Origin of the sequence: Pantoea agglomerans (genome assembly GCF_020149765.1) — a bacterium.
GTDB lineage: Bacteria > Pseudomonadota > Gammaproteobacteria > Enterobacterales > Enterobacteriaceae > Pantoea > Pantoea alvi.
On the sequence record NZ_CP083809.1, the window covers coordinates 2,636,648 to 2,658,972 of the forward strand.

Consider the following 22,325-nt stretch of genomic DNA (forward strand, 5'->3'; position numbering starts at 1 on the left):
TGCGTTCGGCGTGAGGTTAGCTGACGGCCCTGCCTGCGCGCTGCCGCGCCAGGCGCTCGATCTCATCCAGCAGCGGCGCGACGGCGCTGCCGCTTAGCTCGGCTTCCACCGGCAGATACCACCAGTTGGGCTGGGCGAAGCCGCGACACTTAACCGCGTCTTTTTCGGTCATCAGTAGTATCTGGCCCTCGGCCACCAGGGCGGCGAGTTCCTGCTGGCTGTAGGCGTGGTGGTCGGCGAAGGCGATTTCAGCGACCGGCGTGACGCCATGCTGTTTAAGGGTAGTGAAAAAGCGCGGCGGATGCCCTATGCCCGCCATGGCCACCACATTGTCCAGCGCGGACAGCGGCGCGCGCTGGTGGGTATGCAGATTAACCGCATCACCGGGCCGCAGCGACATCGCGATTTCGTCCGCCTCGGCGTGGCCGCCGTTAATAATCACGGCATCAACCTGGCGCAGGCGCGAAGCGCGCTCGCGCATCGGTCCGGCCGGCAGCCACCAGCCGTTGCCGAAGCGGCGAACGCCGTCGACCACGACAATCTCGCGATCGCGCTGCAGCGCGTAGTGCTGCAGGCCATCGTCGGTAATGATGAGATCGATATGCTGACTGGCGAGCAGCGCCTCCACTGCGGCGCGGCGCACCGGCGCGACCGCAACCGGCGCACCGGTGCGCTGGGCAATCAGCACCGGCTCGTCACCCGCCTGGGCGGTCGGCGTGTCGCCGTCGACCAGCAGCGGATAGCGTTCCGCTTTGCCGCCGTAGCCGCGCGAGACCACGCCTACGCTGAGGCCGCGACGCTGTAATGCCTGCACCAGCCAGATTGCGACCGGGGTCTTTCCATTGCCGCCGGCGGTGAGATTGCCGACCACCACTACCGGTACCGGCGCACGCCAGCTTTTACGCCAGCCGCGCTGATAGCTGAGGCGGATCAGAGAGGAGATGGCGCCGTAGATCAGGCTAAGCGGCCACAGCAGCAGCCACAGCGGCGAGCGTCCACTCCAGATGCGCTCGATCATTGCCCAAACTGCATCTTATGCAGCTGAGCATAGGCGCCCCGCTGAGCAAGCAGCTCGGCATGGGTGCCGCGCTCAACGATACGGCCATCTTCCACCACCACGATCTCATCAGCTTTTTCGATGGTCGACAGGCGGTGAGCGATAACCAACGAGGTGCGGTTTTTCTGCAGCTCGTCCAGCGCCGACTGGATCGCGCGCTCCGACTCGGTATCGAGCGCAGAGGTCGCCTCGTCCAGAATCAGAATCGGACAGTCGCGCAGCAGCGCGCGCGCAATGGCGATACGCTGACGCTGGCCACCGGAGAGCAGCACGCCGTTTTCACCGATTACCGTATCCAGCCCGTTATCCATCTTGTTGATGAAATCCATCGCGTGCGCCATGGTCGCGGCGCGCTCGATCTCGGCGCGGCTGTACTGCTCGCTGCGCGCATAGGCGATGTTGTTGGCGATGGTGTCGTTGAACAGATGAACATTCTGCGACACCAGCGCGACCTGATTACGCAGCGAACGCAGCGTGTATTCGCGCAGGTCGTGACCATCCAGCAGAATCTCCCCCTGCTGGATATCGTAAAAGCGCGTCAGCAGGCTGGCCAGCGTCGACTTGCCGGATCCGGAGCGCCCAACCAGCGCCACGGTTTTGCCTTCCGGCAGCGCCAGGTTGATGTCGCGCAGCGCCGGAATATCGCGGCCAGGATAGCTAAAGGTAACGTTGCGGAATTCGACGTCGCCTTTGGCGCGCTCAATTTCGCGCGTGCCGGTGTCAACTTCCTGCTCGCTGTCGAGAATAGAGAAGAGCGTCTGACAGGCTGCCATACCGCGCTGGAACTGCGCGTTGACGTTGGTCAGGGATTTCAGCGGGCGCATCAGCGCAATCATCGACGAGAAGACCACGGTGATGGTGCCTGCGGTCAGCGTATCCATCACGCTGGGGAAGCTGGCGGCATAGAGCACGAACGCCAGCGCCAGCGAGGCGATCAGCTGGATCACCGGATCGGAGATAGATGAGGCCGATACCAGCTTCATGCCCTGCTGACGCATGCGGTTGCTGACGCGGGCGAAACGCTCCGACTCCACTTCCTGACCGCCGAAAATCAGCACTTCTTTGTGCCCTTTCAGCATCTGCTCGGCGCTGGTAGTGACCTGCCCCATGGTGTTCTGCATGGTTTTGCTGATGCTGCGAAAACGCTTAGAGACCGAGCGAATCGCCAGAGAGACGATCGGCGCCAGAACAATCAGGATCAGCGACAGCTGCCAGCTGTAGTAGAACATCATAATAAACAGGCCGATAATCGACGCGCCCTCACGCACGACGGTAACCAGCGCGCTGGATGAGGAAGAGGCGACCTGCTCAGAGTCGTAGGTAATGCGCGACAGCAGCGTGCCTGTTGACTGCTGATCGAAGAACGAGACCGGCATGCCCATCATATGGCTGAAGAGGCGACGACGCATATTCATCACGACATTGCCGGAAACCCAGGAGATGCAGTAGCTGGAAACATAGCTGGTGACGCCGCGGATCAGCATCAGGCCGATGACGGCCAGCGGCATCCAGATCAGAACCGATTTATCCGCTTTGCCGAACCCATCATCCAGTAAAGGCTTCAACAGGGAGAGCATAAGCGTGTCGCCCGCGGCATTAAGTATCAGGGCCACAGCGGCCACGCATAAACCCGCTTTATGGGGCGCGATCATCGGCCAGAGTCGACGAAATGTCTGCCACGTTGAGAGATCTTTATCTTGATGCATTATTTATTCACGCTGTTTGAAATAGCCGCTCATTCTACCTGGATTACCGTTTGACGCCAAACCACTGATGGTACCATCGGGGCAAAATTTGCTCTCTTAGCCCAGAAACCGCTATTTTACGCCCGTCGATAGAAAGGGTTAGCTGCCCCGAGCGGGCGGTGTCGTACCAGGCGAAGCCCGCGCGGCGATAGTTTTCCAGCACGCTGCTGACCGGCATTCGCCAGGCGTTGTAGCGCGCCATGGAGGCGATGGCGACACGTCCAGCGACGGTGCGCAGCAGCAGCGGCGTCGACGAGGTGCGGCTGCCATGATGCGGTACCTGGATGATATCAGCCCTGAGCCGGCCTTTTTCCAGCGCCACCAGCTGCCGCTCCGCCGACGCCTCCAGATCGCCCATCAGCAGCAGGCGCGTGACGCCGTCATCCACGCTCAGCACGCAGGAGTCGTTATTGTTGCTGATTTCCGAGCGCGCTGGCGGCCACAGCGCTTCAATATTTAACGCCTTCCAGCGCCAGCGCACGCCGCGTACGCAGGGCAGATGATCGGCCTCGAGCGTGGCGCTGCGTACCGGCACCGCGGGCCAGCGTTGCTTTATCGCGCTGAGCCCGCCGCTGTGATCGAGATGGCGATGGCTGAGCACTATCGTCTGAAGGCGCAGCCGCTTTCGCGCCAGCCAGGGAATAACGTGGCGCGTACCGGCGTTGCCGTTTTCCCAGGCGGGGCCGGTATCATAAAGCATCGCCTCCCTCCCCTGACGGATCACCACGCTTAGCCCCTGCCCGATATCCAGCATATCAATGCGCCAGCCCGGTTCGTCGCGCGGCCAGCGCCAGACCAGCAGCGCCAGCACCACAGCCGCACAGCTGACCGGCGCGGCGTAAAACAGCGCGCAGCGCCAGACAATCAGCCCGCCCCACAGCAGCAGCGCCAGCGTGGCGGCGTCATGAAACGCCCACCAGCCATCAGGTAAAGCCTTGAGCGCCGCCATTAGCCAGACGACAGAGAGATCGGCCAGCCGCCAGAGCGCGGCGCAGATGGCGCTGACCGGCGTCAGCATCGCCAGCAGGATAAGCGGCACGCTGATAAAAGTGATAACCGGGATCGCCAGCATATTCGCCGCCAGCCCCGAAAGGCTGATGCCCTCGAACAGCATGACCTGAAGCGGCGCCATCAGCAGCATCATGCCGAGCTGCAGGTGCAGCAGCTGAACCGGCAGCCAGCGCCAGCCGCGGCGGCAGCGCGCCGGTAAGGGAAACCAGTGAGACCAGGTCAGTAAAATGGCGACCGCCAGCGCCGATAGCCAGAAGCTTTCTGAGAGCACGCTGAGAGGATCGAGCAGCAGCAGTCCACCGACGCACAGGCTCCAGACCTGCCAGCCGCTGAGCTGCACTCCCCTGATGCGGAAAGCGACCCACAGCGTCAGGGCGAACAGGGTTCGCTGAGCGGGCGCATCGCTGCCGGAGAGCCAGGTATAGAGTGCCGCTGCCAGCCAGTTCATCAGCAAGGGGAACCGGTAGCCGATAAGGCGCGCCGGCAGCGCCAGCTGAACCGCACGCGCCAGCAACCAGCCGCTGCTGGCGGCCAGCGCGATATGCATGCCTGAAATCGCCATCAGATGCGCCGTGCCCGTTTCCCGCAGCAGCCGTCGCAGCGCGTCGCTCATTTCTGCCCGCTCGCCAAAAGCGAGCGCGAGGATAACGGCGCGCTGCTCCAGCGCATTAATCATCGGCAGATCGCGCAGGATTAGCCGCCAGCGCCAGCTGCAGCTCAGGGATTCGGGCCGCTGCTGCTGAATACGGCCTCGCAGCCCCATATGATTCGCCAGCGCAAAACGCTGTGCATCAAACTCGCCTTCATTGAGCCTGGCGTGTACGGGTCGCAGGCTAAGCTGCATCGTCCATCGCTGCCCCGGGCACCAGTTCTGCTGGCCCTCTGCGAACGACAGCCAGGCGAAACGCGGTGGAAACAGGTAGCGCCCTTCTCGCGCTATCAGCTGTACCTTAACCTGACGCCTCTCCTGCCGGACTTCATCAATGCGCACGCTGTAGATCGCAGGGGCGGCGCTGGCAGTTTCAATCGAGGTAACCGCTGAACGCGCGGCGCACAGCATCCAGGCGCACAACAGCAGCGCTACCGCTGCGATACGCAGCCAGGCCGCCTGCCTCCACAGCATTAAGCTGCCCGCGCAGGCGATCGCCGCGATGACGATTGCCGACGGAAGCTGGTGCAGAAACAGCAGCGGCAGCGCGGCGAAAATAGCGGTTCTGGCAAATAGCGTCGCTGTCATTATGCGCTCGTCCCGGATTAACAGGCTGAGAGTATGCGGATAACAGGGCGCGCGGTCAGGCGGAGTGTGACGCGCTTCAGCGCCGCTTCGCAATAAAAGAGGATAATTTCAGCGAGGATACAGAGGATGTCGCGCTGGCTCGCACAGAAACAGCAGGCAAAAAAAAACGACATCCTGGGATGTCGTTTCTGCGTTCGGTTACGGCTTAACCGTAGATGTTTGCACGGTCTCGCAGCTCTTTGCCCGGCTTAAAGTGGGGAACGTATTTACCTTCCAGTTCCACTTTGTCGCCCGTTTTCGGGTTACGCCCCGTACGCGGTGCGCGGTAATGCAAAGAAAAGCTGCCGAATCCCCGGATTTCAATGCGTTCGCCCTGAGCCAGCGTAGTGGCCATGTGCTCCAGCATCTCTTTTACAGCATCCTCAACGACTTTCGCCGGAATATGAGTCTGCTGGCCAGCAAGTCTTTCAATCAGTTCTGACTTGGTCATGTAACCTCCGGTTAATCCTTGTGGGAAAGGTATGACAGCTTGCTACCGTAACCGGGCAGATTTCCCTGCCCGGTTGCTTCAGGTCGATTACTCGCCTTTAGCTGCTTTGAACGCTTCAGCCATAGCATTGGAGAAATTGCTTTCTTCCTGCTTGTTGTTCACAGTTGCGATGGCATCTTTCTCGTCAGCTTCGTCTTTCGCACGGACAGACAGGCTAACAACGCGGTTTTTACGATCAACGCCGGTGAATTTAGCTTCAACATCGTCGCCAACATTCAGAACCAGGGTTGCGTCTTCAACGCGGTCACGTGAAGCTTCAGAAGCGCGCAGGTAGCCTTCAACGCCGTCTGCCAGTTCAACTGTAGCACCTTTAGCGTCAACTGCAGTTACTTTACCAGTAACGATGGCGCCTTTCTTGTTCAGGGTGATGTAGTTGTTGAACGGATCTTCAGCCAGCTGTTTCACGCCCAGAGAGATGCGCTCACGCTCTGCGTCAACCTGCAGTACAACGGCAGCGATTTCGTCGCCTTTTTTGTACTCACGAACGGCTTCTTCGCCAGTCGCGTTCCAGGAGATGTCAGACAGGTGAACCAGGCCGTCGATGCCGCCGTCCAGGCCGATGAAGATACCGAAGTCAGTGATTGACTTGATTTTACCTTCAACGCGGTCGCCCTTGTTGTGAGTCTCAGCGAACTGCTGCCATGGGTTAGATTTGCACTGCTTCAGACCCAGGGAGATACGACGACGCTCTTCGTCGATGTCCAGAACCATAACTTCAACCACGTCGCCCACGTTAACAACTTTAGACGGGTGGATGTTTTTGTTGGTCCAGTCCATTTCAGAAACGTGTACCAGACCTTCAACGCCTTCTTCGATTTCTACGAAGCAGCCGTAATCAGTCAGGTTGGTTACACGACCGGTCAGGCGGGTGCCTTCCGGGTAGCGCTTAGCGATAGCCACCCACGGATCTTCGCCCAGCTGTTTCAGGCCCAGAGATACACGGGTACGCTCGCGGTCGAACTTCAGCACTTTAACAGTGATTTCGTCGCCCACGTTGACGATTTCGCTCGGATGCTTAACGCGTTTCCAGGCCATATCGGTGATGTGCAGCAGGCCGTCGACGCCGCCCAGATCCACGAATGCGCCGTAGTCAGTGAGGTTCTTAACGATACCTTTGACTTCCATGCCTTCCTGCAGGTTTTCCAGCAGCTGATCGCGCTCAGCGCTGTTCTCAGATTCGATAACTGCACGGCGTGAAACCACGACGTTGTTACGTTTCTGATCAAGCTTGATTACTTTGAATTCAAGCTCTTTGCCTTCCAGGTGCAGGGTGTCGCGTACCGGACGCACGTCAACCAGTGAACCTGGCAGGAACGCACGAATACCGTTCAGCTCAACTGTGAAGCCACCTTTAACTTTGCCGTTGATAACACCGGTAACAGTTTCAGCGTCTTCGTAAGCTTTTTCCAGCGTGATCCAGGCTTCATGACGTTTAGCTTTCTCACGGGACAGCAGGGTTTCACCGAAGCCGTCTTCCACTGCATCCAGGGCAACGTCAACTTCGTCACCAACCTGGATTTCCAGTTCGCCGGCTGCGTTCTTGAACTGCTCTGCCGGAATGGCAGACTCAGATTTCAGACCCGCATCAACCAGAACGACGTCTTTGTCGATAGAGACAACAACGCCACGAACGATGGAACCCGGGCGGGTTTCGATTTCTTTCAGGGACTCTTCAAAGAGTTGAGCAAAAGATTCAGTCATATTGATAATCTTAGGATTCTTCAATTTAACGTCCACCTGACGTCACTGTCGGATGGGGTTGTTTCACATGCCCTGCGCGCTTTCCGTGGCACAGGGTTACAGCAATTCTGTTCGGCCGAAAAGATTAAACGCCCAGCTTTTTGCGGGCATATTCCAGCGCCTGATCAATGACTTGCTCGATGGATAACTGCGTAGAATCCAGAACCAGCGCATCGGCGGCGGGGACTAAAGGCGCAATGGCGCGGTTGCGATCGCGGTCATCACGTTCTTTTATCTCGGCTAAAAGGCGATCAAAGTTAACACTAAAGCCGCTTTCCTGCAACTGTAGCATACGGCGCTGGGCGCGCTCTTCCGGGCTGGCGTCGAGGAAAATTTTTACCGGCGCATCGGGGAAAACGACCGTACCCATATCGCGGCCGTCGGCGATTAAACCCGGCTCGTCGCGAAAGGCGCGCTGACGACGCAGCAGCGCTTCGCGCACGCGAGGAAAGGCGGCAATACGCGACGCAGTGTTGCTGACTTCCTGGGTGCGGATTTCACCGGTAACCTCTTCGCCCTCAAGGATTACCTGCAGTTCGCCCTCCTGCGAGACGAAACGCACGTCCAGATGGGCCGCCAGCGGCACCAGCGCCTCTTCGGCTTCAATATCTACCTGATGATGCAGCGCAGCCAGCGCCAGAACGCGATAGATGGCGCCAGAGTCGAGCAGATGCCACTGCATCGCTTCCGCCATCGCTTTGCACAACGTGCCTTTGCCAGCACCGCTAGGTCCATCGACAGTTATAACCGGGGCAGTTGCCGTCATTATTCTCTCCTGTTGCTGCGCAAAATAGTCCAGCCTTCAGGCTGTTCAGAACTGGATGCATTATACGCGGACAAGGGGAATGACGTTACCTTTTAGCGGAGACATCGCTAAAAATTGCAGCAGATTCAGAACATATCTTGGTCAATGAGGCCAGAGGCAGTGAGAATGCCGGAAAGCGTCGCTCTCCGGCACGGTGAAAATCAGGCGATCTGGCTGATCTTAGCCAGCTGCTCGAAATAGTCGGGGAAGGTTTTCGCGGTACAGCCGGGATCGAGGATGGTCACGGGCGTATCGGAGAGCGCCACCAGCGAGAAGCACATCGCCATGCGGTGGTCGTTATAGGTACCAATCTCCGCATGACGCAGTTTTTCCGGCGGCGTAATGCGAATAAAATCATGTCCCTCTTCCACTTCCGCGCCGACTTTACGCAGCTCGGTGGCCATCGCCGCCAGGCGATCGGTCTCTTTCACGCGCCAGTTGTAGATGTTGCGCAGCTGCGTCGGACCTTTAGCGAACAGAGCCGTCGTGGCGATGGTCATCGCGGCGTCGGGAATATGGTTCATATCCATATCGATGCCGTTCAGTTCGCCGGCGGTGCAGGCGATATAGTCGCTGCCCCACTCCACGGTCGCGCCCATTTTTTCCAGCACGTCAGCAAAGCGGATATCGCCCTGCACGCTGTCGCGGCCGATGCCGGTAACGCGCACGGTTCCACCTTTAATGGCGGCGGCGGCCAGAAAATAGGAGGCGGAAGAGGCATCGCCCTCGACCAGATAGTCCCCTGGCGACTGATACTGCTGTTGGCCCTTGATAATAAAGCGCTGGTACTGTTGGTTCTCGACCTCGACGCCGAAGCAGCGCATCAGATGCAGCGTAATATCGATATAGGGTTTGGAAACCAGCTCGCCTTTGATCGCGATCTGCGTATCGCGCGCCGCCAGCGGCGCGGTCATCAGCAGCGCAGTCAGAAACTGGCTGGAGACGCTGCCGTCAACGCTGACGTCGCCGCCGGTGAAGCCGCCTTTCAGGCGCAGCGGCGGATAGTCGCTGTTCTCCAGATACTCAATCTGCGCGCCGCCCTGACGGAGCGCGTCGACCAGATGCCCGATTGGACGCTCTTTCATCCGCGGCTCGCCGGTCAGAACGATATCCTGCTCGCCGAGACAGAGCGCCGCCGCCAGCGGTCGCATCGCCGTGCCGGCGTTGCCGAGAAACAGCTCCAGCGGCTGAGAAGCGCGCAGCGCGCCTGCCTGCCCCACCACCTCGCAGCGGGTGCGGTCGGCGGACAGGGTAAAATCGACGCCCAACGCCTTCAGGGCGTTCAGCATATGTTTAACGTCATCGCTGTCCAGCAGGTTCGTCAGACGCGTGGTGCCTTGCGCCAGCGCCGCCAGCAGCAGCGCGCGGTTAGAAACGCTTTTTGAACCCGGCAGGTTAACGGTGCCGTCAACGCGTGCAATCGGTTGTAAGGTCAGGGAGTCCTGCATGTGAAACCAAATCTCCAGAAAAGGACAAAACCCCGCCGCGAGGCGGGGTCTGAAGTCGGCGCAAGCGCCGACGCTACTGCTCAGGCTTAACCGTGGCGACGCGCGAAGTCCGCCATAAAATCGGTCAGCGCTTTAACGCCTTCCAGCGGCATCGCATTGTAGATCGATGCGCGCATGCCGCCTACTACGCGGTGGCCTTTCAGAGCGTGAAGCCCCGCGTTGAACGACTCCTCTAAAAAGAGGCTGTCCAGCGCGGCGTCCGCCAGCTGAAAAGGCACGTTCATACGCGAACGGTTTTCCGTCGCGACGTCGTTGCGGTAGAACGGGTTGCTGTCGATCAGGCCGTAAAGCAGGTCGGCTTTCGCCTGATTGATCTTGTCGATTTCGCCTACGCCGCCCTTCTCTTTCAGCCATTTAAACACCAGGCCAGAGAGATACCAGGCAAAGGTCGGCGGGGTATTGAACATTGAGTCGTTCTCCGCCAGTACCTGATAGTCGAGAATAGAAGGAACCGACTGGCGGGCTTTGCCCAGCAGATCGTCGCGTACGATAACGATGGTCAACCCGGCCGGGCCGATGTTCTTTTGCGCGCCGGCATAGATCACGCCATAACGATTGATGTCCAGCGGACGCGACAGAATGGTGGAGGAGAGATCGGCGACGACGATTTTGTCACCGAAGTCAGGCTGCTCGTCGATCGCGATGCCGTCGATGGTCTCGTTCGGGCAGTAGTGTACGTATGCGGCGTCGCTGCTGAGCGCCCACTGGCTCATCGGCAGGATAGCGCGCTTGCCGTCACGGGTGGTTTTGACATCCAGGGTTCGCGGCGTGCAATACTTTTCCGCTTCTTTGATGGCGCTGTGCGCCCAGTAGCCGCCGTCGACGTAATCCGCCGTGGTCGCCTCGCCCAGCAGATTGCCCGGCACCGCAGCGAACTGCGCGCGCGCGCCGCCGTGGCAGAATAAAACTTTGTAGTTAGCCGGGATTTTCAGAAGATCGCGTAAGTCCTGCTCCGCCTCTTCCGCTACCTTGAGAAACTCTTTGCTGCGATGGCTGATCTCCATAACGGAGGTCCCCAGACCGTGCCAGTTTGTCAGTTCTTGTTCTGCACGACGGAGCACTTCAACCGGCAGCATCGCTGGACCGGAACTAAAATTATAAATCTGCGTCATTTCCCCTCACCACGGTTATCCCAAACGGTTATGAATTGCTTACCGGTTTTATCACTGCCTTATGACGCCTGCAATGATAAATCGGGAAGGGATCACATTTTCTGAATCTGCCGCGCCGCAGCTTATGTTACAAATGTAATACAGCGCGAAATTTTGTGAGGCGACTCGTCAGGGGGAGAAAAAAGAGCGCTACTGCGACGTCTCTTGCAGGAAAATAGCGGGCAGAAATTTATCTCGTCTTCATAGCGCCACGACGGCAAAGTCCGTATCATTGCGCGCTTTACGCCCACTATATATGAGAGAGCGGCTCCATGACGCAAACGTTCATTCCCGGTAAAGACGCAGCACTGGAAGATTCCATCGCGCGCTTCCAGCAAAAGCTGGCCGACCTTGGCTTTAACATTGAAGAAGCCTCCTGGCTTAATCCGGTTCCTCACGTCTGGTCCGTGCATATTCGCGACCGCGATTGTCCGCTCTGCTTCACCAACGGCAAAGGCGCCAGTAAGAAAGCTGCGCTGGCCTCAGCGCTGGGCGAATATTTCGAGCGTCTCTCGACCAACTACTTCTTCGCCGATTTCTGGCTGGGTAAGTCGATCGCTAACGGCGACTTCGTTCATTACCCGGACGAGAAATGGTTCCCTCTGCCTGCTGACGGATCGCTGCCGGAGGGCATCCTGGATGCTCGCCTGCGCGCCTTTTACGATCCTGACAATGCGCTGACCGCGCCAGAGCTGGTGGATCTGCAGTCCGGCAACGCCGAGCGCGGCATCTGCGCCCTGCCCTTTACCCGCCAGTCCGATCAGCAGACCGTCTTTATTCCGATGAATATCATCGGTAACCTCTACGTCTCTAACGGCATGTCGGCGGGCAATACCGCCAACGAAGCGCGCGTGCAGGGTCTTTCCGAGGTGTTTGAGCGCTATATCAAAAACCGCATTATCGCCGAAGCGATCAGCCTGCCGACCATCCCCGAGAGCGTGATGCAGCGCTATCCTGGCGTGGTGGAGGCGATTGCGCGCCTTGAAGCGGAAGGCTTCCCGATCTTCGCCTACGACGCTTCGCTGGGCGGCCACTATCCGGTGATCTGCGTGGTGCTGTTCAACCCGCAAAACGGCACCTGTTTCGCCTCGTTTGGCGCACATCCCGACTTCGGCGTCGCGCTTGAGCGTACCGTTACCGAGCTGCTGCAGGGCCGCAGCCTGAAAGATCTCGATGTCTTTACGCCGCCGACCTTCGACGATGAAGAAGTCGCCGAGCACGCCAACCTTGAGACGCACTTTATCGACTCCAGCGGCCTGATCTCCTGGGATCTGTTTAAAGAGAAAGCGGATTACCCGTTCGTCGACTGGTCGTTCAGCGGCACGACGCAGGAGGAGTTCGCTACCCTGATGGCGATCTTCCGCCAGGAAGGACAGGAAGTCTATATCGCGGATTACGATCATCTGGGCGTCTACGCCTGCCGCATTATCGTGCCGGGCATGTCCGATATCTATCCGGCAGAAGATCTGGTGCTGGCGAACAACAATATGGGCGCGAGCCTGCGCGAAACGCTGCTGGCGCTGCCCGCCAGCAACTGGAATCCGGAAGAGTATCTCGACTTGATCGCCCAGCTGGATGAAGAAGGCCATGACGACTTCACCCGCGTGCGCGAACTGCTGGGCCTGGCGAGCGGCAAGGACAACGGCTGGTACACGCTGCGTATCGGCGAGCTGAAGGCGATGCTGGCGCTGGCCGGCGGTGACCTCGACCAGGCGCTGATCTGGACCGAATGGACGATGGAGTTCAACGGTTCGATCTTTTCGCCGGAGCGCGCCAACTACTACCGCTGCCTGCAGACGCTGTTGCTGCTGGCGATGGAGGATGAACGCGACCCGCTGCAGTATCACCACGCCTTTACGCGCATGTATGGCGCGGACGCGCTGGAAGCGGCATCAGCGGCCATCAGCGGCGAAGCGCCCTTCTACGGGCTGCAGGCCGTCGACGACGATCTCAACGCCTTCCCGGCGCACCAGGCGCTGCTGCAGGCCTATGAAAAACTTCAGGCGGCAAAGCGTCGTTACTGGAAAAAGTAATAATGGACTCAGCCGTGCAAGGCTGAGTTAAACAGTTATGGCGCCAATATTATTGGCGCCATTTTTTTGTCATAAAATCCTTTTATTATTTCTGGTCGCTTATCCGCTTATTTTTTTAACACTATAGACTAGTCTGATAACATTTATTAACAATCAATACTCTGGCTGCCCGCCCACATTTCAAATAAGTTTATAAAAATTAAAAAATATTTATTATAATACATTCAATTACTTACATTATTTTTTCCGCTTACCGCCCTGCGCCGCGCCGCTCTCTTCTGGGCATATATGATCCAGATCAAATCCTGTCCTATACTCCTTTGTTAGTATTTTTCCAGACATCTTTTGGAGAGCGTTAGTGTGAAAGCTGACAACCCTTTTAATCTGTTATTACCGGCCGCAATGGCTAAAGTGGCGGAAGATGCTGGAGTTTATAAAGCCACTAAACATCCCCTGACCACGTTTTTCCTTGCCATCACCGCCGGCGTTTTTATTTCCATCGCCTTTGTTTTCTATATCACTGCCACCACCGGCACCGCAGGCATGCCCTACGGCGTGGCGAAGCTTATCGGTGGTATCTGCTTCTCGCTGGGGCTGATTCTGGTGGTGGTGTGCGGCGCCGATCTCTTTACCTCTACCGTGCTGATTGTCGTCGCGAAAGCGAGCGGTCGCATCACCTGGGGACAGCTGGCGCGCAACTGGATTAACGTCTATTTCGGCAACCTCGTGGGCGCGCTGTTTTTTGTCGCGCTGATCTGGTTCGCTGGCGAGCATATGACGGCCAACGGCGCATGGGGCCTCAATGTATTGCAAACCGCCGATCACAAAATGCACCACAGCTTTATTGAAGCCGTCTGCCTGGGCACGCTGGCGAACCTGATGGTCTGTCTGGCGGTCTGGATGAGCTATTCCGGCCATAGCCTGACGGATAAAACGCTGGCGATGATTCTGCCAGTCGCCATGTTTGTTGCCAGCGGCTTCGAACACAGCATCGCCAATATGTTTCTTATCCCGTTAGCTATCGTCATTCGCGACTTTTCCGGCCCGGCGTTCTGGCAAGCCGTCGGCACCAGCGCCGACCAGTTCCAGGCGCTTACGCCCGTCAACTTTATTCTCGACAACCTGATTCCGGTCACGCTCGGCAACATCATCGGCGGCGGCCTGCTGGTTGGGTTGACCTACTGGGTGATCTATTTACGCAACGGTTCTACCGCACATTAATGATTCTGACCGACGCCGCGTAGCTGGCGGCGCCAACGTAACGTCTTCTTAGATAAGGCAGGTATATCATGACCGATCTGAATACAAAACAGGCTGCGGCCTGGGAAGGATTCGCTCAGGGCGAATGGCAGAACAGCGTCAACGTTCGCGATTTTATTCAAAAGAACTATACGCCGTATGAGGGCGATGAGTCCTTCCTGGCTGGCGCCACCGAAGCGACCACTAAGCTATGGAACGACGTGCTGGAAGGCATTAAGATTGAGAACCGCACGCATGCGCCCGTCGATTTCGACACCGATCTCGCCTCAACCATTACCGCGCACGACGCTGGCTATATTAATAAATCGCTGGAAAAAATCGTCGGCCTGCAAACTGAAGCCCCGCTGAAACGCGCCATTATCCCGTTTGGCGGTATCAAAATGGTGGAAGGTTCCTGTAAGGTTTACGGCCGCGAGCTGGACCCTAACCTGAAAAAAATCTTCACCGAATACCGTAAAACCCATAACCAGGGCGTGTTCGACGTCTATACCCAGGATATCCTGCGCTGCCGCAAATCGGGCGTGCTGACCGGTCTGCCGGACGCCTACGGCCGCGGCCGCATCATCGGTGACTATCGCCGCGTCGCCCTCTACGGCATCGACTTCCTGATGCAGGACAAGCTGGCACAGTTCCACTCACTGCAGAACGATCTGGAAAACGGCGTAAATCTGGAAGCGACCATCCGTCTGCGTGAAGAGATCGCCGAACAGCATCGTGCGCTGGCCCAGATCAAAGAGATGGCGGCCAAATATGGCTGCGATATTTCCGGTCCGGCAACCAACGCGCAGGAAGCGGTACAGTGGACCTACTTCGGCTACCTCGCCGCGGTGAAATCGCAGAACGGTGCAGCTATGTCCTTTGGCCGCGTTTCTACCTTCCTCGATATCTATATCGAACGCGATATGAAGGCGGGCAAACTTACCGAAGAGCAGGCGCAGGAGCTGATTGACCATCTGGTAATGAAGCTGCGTATGGTGCGCTTCCTGCGTACGCCGGAATATGATGAACTCTTCTCCGGCGACCCTATCTGGGCAACAGAATCGCTGGCGGGCATGGGCGTCGACGGCCGTACGCTGGTGACGAAAAACACCTTCCGTTTCCTGAATACCCTCTACACCATGGGTCCATCGCCGGAGCCGAACATGACCATTCTGTGGTCAGAAAAACTGCCGGTGAACTTCAAGAAATATGCCGCCAAGGTCTCCATCGATACGTCATCGCTGCAGTATGAGAATGACGATCTGATGCGTCCAGACTTCAACAACGACGACTACGCCATCGCCTGCTGCGTCAGCCCGATGATTGTCGGTAAACAGATGCAGTTCTTCGGCGCGCGCGCCAACCTGGCGAAAACCCTGCTGTACGCAATCAACGGCGGCATGGATGAAAAAATGAAAATGCAGGTCGGCCCGAAAGAGGCACCTGTAATGGACGACGTGCTCGATTTCGATACCGTTATGGCGCGTCTGGACCACTTTATGGACTGGCTGGCGAAACAGTATGTAACCGCGCTGAACATCATTCACTACATGCATGATAAGTACAGCTACGAAGCTTCGCTGATGGCGCTGCACGATCGCGATGTCTATCGCACCATGGCCTGCGGTATCGCCGGTCTGTCAGTGGCTGCCGACTCGCTTTCCGCGATTAAATACGCCAAAGTAAAACCGGTCCGCGACGAAGATGGCCTGGCTATCGACTTCGAAATCGAAGGCGAATATCCGCAGTTTGGTAATAACGATCCGCGCGTCGATGACCTGGCCTGCGACCTGGTTGAACGTTTCATGAAGAAAATTCAGAAACTCGCCACCTACCGCAACGCCGTACCGACGCAGTCAGTGCTGACCATTACCTCTAACGTGGTTTACGGTAAGAAAACAGGTAACACCCCGGATGGTCGTCGCGCTGGCGCGCCGTTCGGACCAGGTGCTAACCCAATGCACGGCCGCGATCAGAAAGGCGCAGTCGCTTCGCTGACCTCTGTTGCTAAGCTTCCCTTCGCCTATGCGAAAGATGGTATTTCCTATACTTTCTCTATCGTGCCGAACGCGCTGGGTAAAGACGACAACGTACGTAAAGCTAACCTTGCCGGCCTGATGGATGGTTACTTCCATCACGAAGCGAATATCGAAGGTGGCCAGCACCTTAACGTTAACGTGATGAACCGCGAGATGCTGCTGGATGCGATGGAACACCCGGAAAACTATCCGCAGCTGACCATCCGCGTGTCCGGCTATGCCGTCCGCTTCAACTCGCTGACAAAAGAGCAGCAGCAGGATGTGATAACCCGTACCTTCACAAACTCGCTGTAAGCCTGACGCGTTAAGCTGTAAAAAGGCTCCTTCGGGAGCCTTTTCTCCAAGGCCCGTTTTGTCTGCGATCTCACGGCAGAAATCAGTCAAAACCGACTTTATCATCAAGCACAACAGAGATTGTGCGCCTGCTGACAGGCTAACCTGGAGAAACATCGCAATGTCTTGCAAAGGTCGTATCCACTCATTCGAATCCTGCGGGACGGTTGACGGTCCCGGCATCCGTTTTATCACCTTCTTTCAGGGCTGCCTGATGCGCTGCCTCTACTGCCATAACCGCGATACCTGGGATACGCACGGCGGAAAAGAGATTACCGTCGAAGAGCTGATGAAGGATGTGCTTTCCTATCGCCACTTTATGAACGCGTCCGGCGGCGGCGTGACCGCGTCCGGCGGCGAGGCGATCTTACAGGCTGAGTTCGTACGCGACTGGTTCCGCGCCTGCAAAGCGGAGGGCATTCATACCTGTCTGGACACCAACGGCTTTGTGCGCCGCTACGATCCGGTGATAGACGAGCTGCTGGAGGTCACCGATCTGGTGATGCTCGATCTGAAACAGATCAACGACGACGTTCACCAGATTCTGGTCGGCGTCTCTAATCATCGCACCCTCGATTTCGCCCGCTACCTGCAGAAGAAAGGCAAGCGCACCTGGATTCGCTACGTAGTCGTGCCAGGCTACTCCGACGACGACGACTCGGCCCACCGGCTTGGGGAATTCACGCGGGATATGGATAACGTCGAGAAAATTGAGCTGCTGCCCTACCACGAGCTCGGCAAGCATAAATGGATTGCAATGGGCGAGGAGTACAAGCTCGACGGCGTGAAGCCGCCAACGAAAGAGACCATGGAGCGCGTGAAAAACATTCTCGCCAGCTACGGCCATCATGTGATGTATTAACAAAAAGGGAGCCCTGGGCTCCCTTTTCTTCGCCGTGCTTCAGACGGCTGTGCGGCAAAATCAGGCGTGTGCCACCGGCGTTGCCTGCTGATCGGCCTTACGCAGCAACATCATCAAATAGACCAGCGCCACTCCGGCGATCATCACAAACAGAATACGATCGGAATAGCTCTGCATCAGCACCGCCGTCATGCTGGGCCCCGCCAGGCTGCCGATGGTGTAGCTCAACAGCAGCGCCTGGTTCATCGCCACCAGCTCATGATGCGCCACGGTTTCACAGGCCCATGACATTGCTACCGGATAGAGGGTAAAACCCGCCAGCCCCAGCACAAAGAGCGCCGGTGCCATCGCGGCATTGGTGAGCATCGCTATCGCGCCGAGAATCACCACAAAGACCTGAACGCGCAGCACCAGCAGGCGGCCGAAGCGATCGGCCAGACGGCCTACCGGCCACTGTCCGACGATACCGGCGCTGACCAGCAGCGCCATCCAGTAGCCGACGTTGGCGTCGCTCATGCCCTGATGCGAGAGATAGAGCGGCATCAGGCCGTAGAGCGATCCCAGCACGATGCCGGAAATAATACAGCCGTTGATCCCGAGCCGTGAGCTACGACGACGCAGCATCGGCCAGATCTTGCCCGGCGCGGCTTCGGTCGCCTCGCCGGCGGCGGTGACTTTAACGAACACCAGCGGCAGGATAGCGCAGATCATCAGCGCGGTAAGCCAGGGAATCACGCTAAACAGCTCGGTCGAAACTTTACTTACCAGCAGCTGGCCTGCCACGGTGCCCAAATAGTAGATAATCATATAGGCGGCCAGCAGCTGGCCCCGGTTGCGTACCGTGCCGCTGCAGAGCAGCGCGCTCTCGACCACCACCCAAATCAGCGCGCAGCCGATGCCGGCGCCGAAACGCAGAAGCGACCAGGCCCAGAAGCCATCCATCATCAATAAACCGGCGGTCGCCGCGGCAAACAGCGTGGTGGCCAGGTAGTAGCTGCGGTTAAAGCCGTAATGCTTGATCAGCCAGCCGGCCACCAGCGTGCCCGCCAGATTGCCGGTATAGAAAGAGGAACTCACTACGCCTACCTGCCAGGTCGCCAGCGCATCGTGAGTCAGCCACAGCGGAACCAGCGTATTGAGCACAGCAATTGCAACCGTCAGCAAAAGCAGGCCGCAAAGCAGCAGCACCACGGGACGTGACCATGTGGACATAGGGATAAAACCAAAGAAAAGAGAGGAAGTTGCGCGCAGTTTGCCACTGGCTAATTTAAAGGAAAAGCACAAAAAAATAGCGCAGCACATTTTGCTGCAAGATAATTTAATTTATTAATCTTCAGTAGGTTATAGAAGTGTCAAACCAGACGGGATTTAACGCTATCTCAATGAAAAACAGGCTTTTTAAGCGCGACGCTGCTGCACATGTCGATAACGTTTATTTCTGATAACTTTTCGCCGCTGGCGGGCTCTGGATATAAAAAAACCCGGACGGGTCCGGGCTTATTTATCACGCGCGTATCAGCCGATAAACTCTACGCCGTTCATATAGGGGCGTAACACTTCCGGCACCTGAATACGGCCGTCAGCCTGCTGATAGTTCTCCAGCACCGCTACCAGTGTACGGCCGACCGCAAGGCCGGAACCGTTAAGGGTATGCACCAGACGCGGTTTCTTGTCGGTTTTGCTGCGGCAGCGTGCCTGCATGCGGCGCGCCTGGAAATCCCACATATTGGAGCAGGAGGAGATCTCACGATAGGTATTCTGCGCCGGCAGCCAGACCTCCAGATCGTAGGTCTTGGCGGAGCCAAAGCCCATATCGCCGGTGCAGAGCAGCACTTTGCGGTACGGCAGGTTAAGCAGCTGCAGCACTTTCTCTGCGTGACCGACCAGCTCTTCCAGCGCATCCATTGACGTCTCAGGCGTGACGATCTGCACCATCTCCACCTTGTCGAACTGATGCATACGGATCAAGCCGCGCGTATCGCGACCGTAGGAGCCAGCCTCAGAGCGGAAGCAAGGCGTATGCGCGGTCAGTTTGATCGGCAGGCTTTCCTCTTCCACAATCTCGTCGCGCACCAGGTTGGTCAGCGGCACTTCCGCCGTCGGGATCAGCGCATAGTTGCTGCTCTCTGACTCCTCTTCCAGCGGTCGGGTATGGAACAGATCTTCGCCAAACTTCGGCAGCTGACCGGTGCCGTACAGAGTCGCGTGGTTAACCAGATAGGGCACGCTGGTTTCCAGATAGCCGTGCTGCTCAGTATGCAGATCGATCATAAACTGGCTCAGCGCGCGATGCAGACGGGCAATCTGTCCCTGCATTACCACAAAGCGCGAGCCGGTCAGCTTCACCCCGGAGGCGAAGTCGAGGCCTTTTGCCATCTCGCCCAGCTCGACGTGATCTTTGGCCGGGAAATCAAACTGGCGCGGCTCGCCCCAGCGGCTGACTTCCTGGTTTTCGCTGTCATCTTTGCCCAGCGGCACTTCATCCGCCGGCAGGTTTGGCAGCGCCAGCGTGAAATCACGAATTTCGTTTTGCAGGGCGTCCAGTTCCGCTTTAGCCGCGTCCAGGCGTTCGCCCAGCGCGTTCACTTCCTGACGCAGCGGCTCGATATCTTCCCCACGTGCTTTGGCCTGACCGATGGATTTGGATCGGGAGTTACGCTCAGCCTGCAGATTTTCCGTTTCGACCTGCAAGACTTTACGACGCTCTTCCAGGGAGCGCAGCGTTTCCACATCCAGTTTAAATCCTCGGCGTGCCAGTTTTTCTGCGACTGCGTCTGGCTCATTACGCAGCAGATTGGGATCGAGCATGCTTATCCTGTGTAATAAAAGGTTGAATAAAGGGACGCACTCCCGCTGGAATGCATTGAAATCCTTGCCCACCTTACCGTAACGTCTGTTTTAGCGGTAGCGTTTTGTCGGGCTATTTTGATCCTGTTCGGCCAGCCAGGCGAGCTTTTCGCCAATTTTACCTTCAAGCCCGCGCTGGGTCGGCTGGTAGTAGCGCGTCTGTGCCATTTCCGGCGGAAAATAGACCTCGCCAGCCGCATAGGCGTGCGCTTCGTCATGGGCGTAGCGGTACTCTTTGCCCAGCCCCATCTCTTTCATCAGCCGGGTTGGCGCATTACGCAGATGCTCCGGCACATCATAGTCGGGGTGCTCGCGCGCATCGCGCATCGCCGCCTTAAAGGCGTTGTAGACGGCGTTGCTTTTCGGGGCGCAGGCGAGGTAGACGATCGCCTGTGCGATAGCGCGTTCCCCTTCCGCAGGCCCAACGCGGGTAAAGCAGTCCCAGGCGGCGATTGCCACCTGCATTCCGCGCGGATCGGCGTTGCCGACATCTTCCGAGGCGATTGCCAGCAGCCGCCGCGCGACATAGAGCGGATCGCCGCCGGCGGTGATAATGCGCGCATACCAGTAGAGCGCCGCATCCGGCGCGGAGCCGCGCACCGATTTATGCAGCGCGGAGATCAGGTCGTAAAAGCGGTCGCCTTTGTTGTCGAACCGCGCGGCGCGCTCGCCGGAGACCTCGGTCAGCAGCTGCGGCGTCAGCTCGCGTTTGCCCTGCGCGTTGATTTCCGCCATATCTGCCATCATTTCCAGCGTATTCAGGGCGCGGCGTGCATCGCCGTTCACCAGCTCGGCGATCATACGTCGCGTATTGTCGGGCAGAAGAATATCGCTGTCGCCATAGCCGCGGGTTTTATCCTGCATCGCCTGATCGAGCACCTGCTCTATATCCTCAGTGGTCAGCGACTTCAGCAGATAAACGCGCGCGCGCGAGAGCAGCGCGGAGTTAAGCTCAAACGAGGGATTTTCGGTCGTGGCGCCAATAAAGGTGATGGTGCCGTCTTCAATATGCGGCAAAAACGCATCCTGCTGGCTTTTGTTGAAGCGATGCACTTCATCGACAAACAGAATAGTGCGGCGGCCAACCTGACGGCTGTGGCGCGCCCGCTCGATCGCTTCACGGATCTCCTTGACGCCCGAGGTCACGGCGGAGATACGCTCGACGTCGGCATTGCCGTAGCGCGCGATAATCTCCGCCAGCGTGGTTTTACCTGTACCCGGCGGCCCCCAAAGAATCATCGAGTGCAGATGGCCAGCCTCGATTGCGCGGGGCAAGGGCTTGCCGGGCGCCAGCAGATGCTGCTGCCCGATATACTGCTTAAGCGTTTCGGGGCGCATACGCGCCGCCAGCGGCTTAAAATCTTCAGAGGAAAAATCCAGAGACAGATTACCCACGCTCACCTCACTGACGCTGGTCGTCTACCGTCACCCCTTTAGGCGGCGTGAAGGTAAATTTATCTGGACTGATGGCGCCGTTTTTCTGACTTTTCAGCTGGTAGCTGCTGCGCTGACCGTCCTGCTCAATGGCGCTGAACTGATTGATGGTGCCCGACGGCGTGACCGACAGGGTAAACTGCTTGAGATTGCCATCGCTGTTTTTCGGCGTCAGCTCGAAGGTATCGCCCTGCTGCTTGATGTTGTACTGCTGCCAGTCGCTCGGCTGATTGCGCGCAATCAGCATAAAAGGCGTATTGCTGGTGGCATTTTTCAGCAGGCTGACGCTGGCCTGTTCAACAAACGGGTTATAGAACCACAAATTTTTGCCGTCAGAGATAATCACGCTCTCGTCCGGCGCGGTCATGTGCCAGTTAAACAGGCTGGGACGCTTCACCCAGAGCTCGCCCTCGCCTTCCTGCACGCTGGCGCCGCTGCTGTCGGTCACTTTTTGGCTGAAGCTGGCGTGGAAGCTGTTCACTTTGTTCAGACGCTGCTGCAGATCGCTGGAAGCATCCGCCATTACGCTGGCAGAGGCAAAAACGGCCAACAGGCCAGGCACGATTACGCTTAATTTCATCCGCTTCAATTCCTTATTTATCTCTATCCAGTGAATACCGTTTTAATTCTGGTCGCCGTTTTGGCATTGGGCCAGGAGAAAAACCCGAAAGCTTTCTCTGATATAAGGGGTAAATGTCGCCTGAACAATGGGCCAGTAAAAACTGGCCCATGAT

The 22,325-nt window shown here is 57.7% G+C and carries 16 protein-coding genes; 4 read left to right on the forward strand and 12 right to left on the reverse strand.

The features are described from left to right. Positions 1–16: 16 nt before the first annotated feature. The 8 genes from lpxK to serC all read right to left on the reverse strand — a co-directional run bounded on the left by lpxK (position 17) and on the right by serC (position 10,765). On the reverse strand, positions 17–1,018 hold the full coding sequence (gene lpxK / locus LB453_RS15415) for a tetraacyldisaccharide 4'-kinase (RefSeq protein ID WP_103795356.1): 1,002 nt from the start codon (positions 1,016–1,018) through the stop codon (positions 17–19). Further along, a complete protein-coding gene (gene msbA / locus LB453_RS15420; protein WP_103795355.1) occupies positions 1,015–2,763 on the reverse strand; it encodes a lipid A ABC transporter ATP-binding protein/permease MsbA in 1,749 nt (582 codons plus the stop codon). The genes lpxK and msbA overlap by 4 nt, the downstream gene beginning before the upstream one ends. 43 nt (positions 2,764–2,806) lie before the next feature. Then, the gene (locus LB453_RS15425) at positions 2,807–5,050 is read right to left on the reverse strand and encodes a DNA internalization-related competence protein ComEC/Rec2 (RefSeq protein WP_103795354.1); all 2,244 of its coding nucleotides are present in this window, start codon (positions 5,048–5,050) and stop codon (positions 2,807–2,809) included. A gap of 205 nt (positions 5,051–5,255) precedes the next feature. Continuing rightward, positions 5,256–5,540, reverse strand: a complete 285-nt coding sequence (gene ihfB / locus LB453_RS15430; RefSeq protein ID WP_033751281.1) for an integration host factor subunit beta — start codon at positions 5,538–5,540, stop codon at positions 5,256–5,258. 87 nt (positions 5,541–5,627) lie between these two features. Continuing rightward, positions 5,628–7,301, reverse strand: a complete 1,674-nt coding sequence (gene rpsA, locus LB453_RS15435; protein WP_103795573.1) for a 30S ribosomal protein S1 — start codon at positions 7,299–7,301, stop codon at positions 5,628–5,630. A 124-nt stretch (positions 7,302–7,425) separates the two neighbouring features. After that, a complete protein-coding gene (gene cmk, locus LB453_RS15440) occupies positions 7,426–8,106 on the reverse strand; it encodes a (d)CMP kinase (RefSeq protein ID WP_103795353.1) in 681 nt (226 codons plus the stop codon). 200 nt (positions 8,107–8,306) lie between these two features. Continuing rightward, positions 8,307–9,593, reverse strand: coding sequence for a 3-phosphoshikimate 1-carboxyvinyltransferase (gene aroA / locus LB453_RS15445; protein ID WP_103795352.1), 1,287 nt, complete (start codon positions 9,591–9,593; stop codon positions 8,307–8,309). Positions 9,594–9,679: 86 nt separating this feature from the next. Further along, positions 9,680–10,765, reverse strand: coding sequence for a 3-phosphoserine/phosphohydroxythreonine transaminase (serC, locus tag LB453_RS15450; RefSeq protein ID WP_103795351.1), 1,086 nt, complete (start codon positions 10,763–10,765; stop codon positions 9,680–9,682). A gap of 311 nt (positions 10,766–11,076) precedes the next feature. Between serC and ycaO the strand changes: the two genes are divergently transcribed. From ycaO to pflA, 4 genes are all read left to right on the forward strand, one after another. Further along, complete coding sequence (gene ycaO / locus LB453_RS15455; protein WP_103795350.1) at positions 11,077–12,837, forward strand: 30S ribosomal protein S12 methylthiotransferase accessory factor YcaO; 1,761 nt, start codon at positions 11,077–11,079, stop codon at positions 12,835–12,837. A 360-nt stretch (positions 12,838–13,197) separates the two neighbouring features. Next, positions 13,198–14,058 (forward strand): formate transporter FocA, encoded by an 861-nt coding sequence (gene focA / locus LB453_RS15460; protein WP_103795349.1) that lies wholly within the window; start codon positions 13,198–13,200, stop codon positions 14,056–14,058. 68 nt (positions 14,059–14,126) lie between these two features. Continuing rightward, positions 14,127–16,409 carry a formate C-acetyltransferase gene (gene pflB, locus LB453_RS15465; protein ID WP_103795348.1) on the forward strand — a complete coding sequence of 761 codons (2,283 nt, stop codon included), beginning with the start codon at positions 14,127–14,129 and terminating at the stop codon, positions 16,407–16,409. A 160-nt stretch (positions 16,410–16,569) separates the two neighbouring features. Continuing rightward, complete coding sequence (gene pflA / locus LB453_RS15470; RefSeq protein WP_103795347.1) at positions 16,570–17,310, forward strand: pyruvate formate lyase 1-activating protein; 741 nt, start codon at positions 16,570–16,572, stop codon at positions 17,308–17,310. 60 nt (positions 17,311–17,370) lie between these two features. Here the strand turns inward: pflA and LB453_RS15475 are convergent, their stop codons facing one another. From LB453_RS15475 to lolA, 4 genes are all read right to left on the reverse strand, one after another. Further along, a complete protein-coding gene (locus LB453_RS15475; protein ID WP_103795572.1) occupies positions 17,371–18,522 on the reverse strand; it encodes an MFS transporter in 1,152 nt (383 codons plus the stop codon). Between the two features lie 303 nt (positions 18,523–18,825). After that, entirely contained in the window at positions 18,826–20,118 is a 1,293-nt protein-coding gene (gene serS, locus LB453_RS15480) for a serine--tRNA ligase (RefSeq protein WP_103795346.1), read from the reverse strand. A gap of 90 nt (positions 20,119–20,208) precedes the next feature. Beyond that, positions 20,209–21,552, reverse strand: coding sequence for a replication-associated recombination protein A (locus tag LB453_RS15485; protein WP_103795571.1), 1,344 nt, complete (start codon positions 21,550–21,552; stop codon positions 20,209–20,211). 7 nt (positions 21,553–21,559) lie between these two features. Beyond that, positions 21,560–22,171: an outer membrane lipoprotein chaperone LolA gene (gene lolA, locus LB453_RS15490; protein WP_103795345.1), complete on the reverse strand. Its 612-nt coding sequence runs from the start codon at positions 22,169–22,171 to the stop codon at positions 21,560–21,562. Between the last annotated feature and the right edge of the window lie 154 nt (positions 22,172–22,325).

Coding starts and splice junctions, on each gene's coding strand:
- pflB (WP_103795348.1), top strand. CDS start 14,127: ATGACCGATCTGAATACAAAACAGGCTGCGGCCTGGGAAGGATTCGCT.
- cmk (WP_103795353.1), bottom strand. CDS start 8,106: ATGACGGCAACTGCCCCGGTTATAACTGTCGATGGACCTAGCGGTGCT.
- msbA (WP_103795355.1), bottom strand. CDS start 2,763: ATGCATCAAGATAAAGATCTCTCAACGTGGCAGACATTTCGTCGACTC.
- rpsA (WP_103795573.1), bottom strand. CDS start 7,301: ATGACTGAATCTTTTGCTCAACTCTTTGAAGAGTCCCTGAAAGAAATC.
- lpxK (WP_103795356.1), bottom strand. CDS start 1,018: ATGATCGAGCGCATCTGGAGTGGACGCTCGCCGCTGTGGCTGCTGCTG.
- aroA (WP_103795352.1), bottom strand. CDS start 9,593: ATGCAGGACTCCCTGACCTTACAACCGATTGCACGCGTTGACGGCACC.
- serC (WP_103795351.1), bottom strand. CDS start 10,765: ATGACGCAGATTTATAATTTTAGTTCCGGTCCAGCGATGCTGCCGGTT.
- LB453_RS15425 (WP_103795354.1), bottom strand. CDS start 5,050: ATGACAGCGACGCTATTTGCCAGAACCGCTATTTTCGCCGCGCTGCCG.
- ihfB (WP_033751281.1), bottom strand. CDS start 5,540: ATGACCAAGTCAGAACTGATTGAAAGACTTGCTGGCCAGCAGACTCAT.
- LB453_RS15475 (WP_103795572.1), bottom strand. CDS start 18,522: ATGTCCACATGGTCACGTCCCGTGGTGCTGCTGCTTTGCGGCCTGCTT.
- ycaO (WP_103795350.1), top strand. CDS start 11,077: ATGACGCAAACGTTCATTCCCGGTAAAGACGCAGCACTGGAAGATTCC.
- pflA (WP_103795347.1), top strand. CDS start 16,570: ATGTCTTGCAAAGGTCGTATCCACTCATTCGAATCCTGCGGGACGGTT.
- serS (WP_103795346.1), bottom strand. CDS start 20,118: ATGCTCGATCCCAATCTGCTGCGTAATGAGCCAGACGCAGTCGCAGAA.
- lolA (WP_103795345.1), bottom strand. CDS start 22,171: ATGAAATTAAGCGTAATCGTGCCTGGCCTGTTGGCCGTTTTTGCCTCT.